This window comes from Kitasatospora sp. NPDC059817, from assembly GCF_042731835.1.
In the GTDB taxonomy this organism is placed as follows: Bacteria; Actinomycetota; Actinomycetes; order Streptomycetales; family Streptomycetaceae; genus Kitasatospora.
In genome coordinates, this window is the sequence record NZ_JBHWIR010000047.1 from 40074 (window position 1) to 43072 (window position 2999).

A 2999-nucleotide genomic window follows, 5' to 3' on the forward strand; every position below is an offset into this window, starting at 1 on the left:
GTGCGGCGCACCTTGGGGTCGATCACCGCCGGGCCACCCCGGCGGGCCCGCGCCCTCGCCGCCGCGGGCGCCGGGCCGGACACCGTGGTCGCCCTCGCCCTGCCGCGTTCGGTGGAGTCGGTGGTCGCCACGCTGGCGACACTGAAGGCCGGCGCGGCCTTCCTGCCCCTGGACCCGGAGTACCCGGCGGAGCGGATCGCCCACATGCTGGCCGACTCCGCCCCGGCGGTCGTGCTCACCGACCACCGCTGGCCGCTCGCCGAGTCGCTGGACGGACGCACCGTGCTGCCCGTCGACGACGAGCTGTGGGCCTTCCACGACGACCACGACCTGCCCGGCACCGCCCACCCGGGGCACGCCGCCTACATCATCTACACCTCCGGCTCCACCGGCAGGCCCAAGGGCGTCGTGGTCTCCCGCGGCAACTTCGCCAATCTGCTGGCCTTCCACCGCGCCGAGGTCGGGGCCGCCGTCGAGCGAGCCCGGCCGGGCCGCCGGCTGACGGTCGCGCTCACCGCCTCGCTGTCCTTCGACGCCTCCCTGGAGGGCTTCCTCTGGCTCGCGGCCGGGCACGAGCTGCACCTGATCGGCGACGACGTGCGCCGCGACGCCGCCGCGCTGGTGCGCCACGCCGAGCGCACCGGGATCGACGTCCTCGACCTCACTCCCACCTACGCGGACCAGCTGATCGAGGAGGGACTGCTCACCCGCTGCCCGCCGGCCCTGCTGCTGCTCGGCGGCGAGGCCACCGGCCAGGCCCTGTGGACCACCCTGCGGGACGCCCCGGACCTGATCGCGTACAACCTGTACGGCCCGACCGAGTGCACCGTCGACGCCCTGTACCACCGCCTCGCCGACAGCGAGCGCCCGCTGATCGGCCGCCCCCTCGGCAACCTCCGCGCCTACGTGCTGGACTCCCGGTTGAACCCGGTGCCGGCCGGGGTGCCCGGCGAGCTGTACCTGGCGGGGGCGGGTCTGGCCCGGGGCTACCTGAACCGGCCGGAGCTGACCGCCGAACGGTTCGTGGCCTGCCCGTTCGAGCCCGGGGAGAGGATGTACCGCACCGGCGACCTGGTGCGCCGCCGCCCGGACGGCGACCTGGACTACCTGGGCCGCACCGACCAGCAGGTCAAGATCCGCGGCTTCCGGATCGAACTCGGCGAGATCGAGACCGCGCTGACCTCGCAGCCAGGGGTGCTCCAGGCCGCGGTGCTGCCGTACGAGCAGGGCCCGGGCGGGGCCCGGCTGGTCGCCTACCTGGTCGGCCCGGCCGCGTCGGACCCGGCCGAGCTGCGCGCCGCCGTCGCGGCCGAACTGCCCGCCCACATGGTGCCGGCCGCCTTCGTGGGGCTGGAGGTGCTGCCGCTCAACGCCAACGGCAAGCTGGACCGCTCCGCGCTCCCGGCGCCGGACTTCGCGGAGTTCGCGGGTGGCCGGGCGGCGCGGACGGCGGAGGAGGAGATCCTCTGCGGGCTGTTCGCAGAGGTCCTCGGCGTCGAACGGGTGGGCGCCGACGACGACTTCTTCGCGCTCGGTGGTCATTCCCTGCTGGCGACGCGGCTGTTGAGCCGGGTGCGGTCGGTGCTGGGGGTGGAGCTGGGGGTGCGGGATGTGTTCGAGGCGCCGACGGTGGCGGGGCTCGCGGCCCGTTCGGGTGCGGCGGCCGGCCGGCCGGTGCTGTCGGGAGGTGTCGAGCGTCCGGAGCGGGTGCCGCTGTCGTTCGCGCAGCAGCGGTTGTGGCTGATCGACCGGATGGAGGGCCCCAGCGCGCTCTACAACGTGCCGGTCGCGCTGCGACTGGGCGGCGAGCTGGACGTGGCGGCGCTGGAGGCGGCGCTGGGTGATGTGGTGACGCGGCACGAGAGCCTGCGCACGCTCGTGGCCGAGGCGGACGGCGAGCCCTACCAGCGGATCCTGCCGCCCGAGGAGGCCCGGGTCGCCGTCGAACGCCGGGACTGCCCGGCCGACGCGCTGGCCGACGCCGTGGACGAGGAGTCCCGCCGCCCCTTCGACCTGGCGGCCGAACCCCCCTTCCGCGCGACCCTGCTGAGGACGGCCGAGGAGAGCCACGTGCTGCTCCTGGTGCTGCACCACATCGTCAGCGACGGCTGGTCGATGGGTCCGCTGCTGCGGGATCTGTCGACGGCGTACGCGGTGCGGTCCGGTGGCGAGGTGCCGGTGGTGGAGCCGCTGCCGGTGCAGTACGCGGACTACGCGCTCTGGCAGCGCCGACTGCTGGGGGAGGAGTCGGACGAGAACGGCCTGCTGTCGCGTCAACTCGACTACTGGCGCGAGATCTTGACCGATCTCCCGGAGGAGTTGGCGTTGCCGGTGGATCGTGCGCGTGGTGTGGTGGCGTCGCATCGGGGTGACCGGGTGGTGCTGCCGTTGGGTGTGGAGTTGCATCGTGGGTTGGTGGGGTTGTCGCGTGTGCATCGGGTGACGTTGTTCATGACGGTGCAGGCGGCGTTGGCGGCGTTGTTGACCCGGTTGGGTGCGGGGACGGATGTGCCGATCGGCACGGTGGTGGCCGGTCGTTCGGATGAGGCGTTGGACGAGTTGGTCGGGTTCTTCGTCAACACGCTGGTGCTGCGCACCGATACGGCGGGTGACCCGAGTTTCGCGGAGTTGCTGGGTCGGGTGCGGGAGTCGGATCTGGGGGCGTTCGGGCACCAGGATGTGCCGTTCGAGCGTCTGGTGGAGGAGCTGAACCCGGCGCGGTCGCTGGCCCGCCACCCCCTCTTCCAGGTGATGCTGGTCCTGCAGAGCAATGAGCAAGCCGAACTGGAGCTGCCCGGACTGCACGTCGAGACTCTGCCGGCCGGGACCGGGGTCGCCAAGTTCGACCTCAACGTGATCATGGAGGAGGTCTTCGGCCCGGACGGCGAACCTGCCGGGATCGACTGCGCGATCGACTTCGCGACGGATCTGTTCGACCGGGAGACGGTGGAGTCGCTGGCGGTGTGGTTCGGGCGGTTGCTGCGGGCGGTGGTGGAGCG

General features: G+C 73.0%; 1 protein-coding gene. It reads left to right on the top strand.

From position 1 onward, the window contains the following. Positions 1-2999, top strand: a 2999-nt coding sequence (locus ACFV61_RS13020) for an amino acid adenylation domain-containing protein (protein ID WP_380491623.1), incomplete at both ends; no start/stop codon positions are given.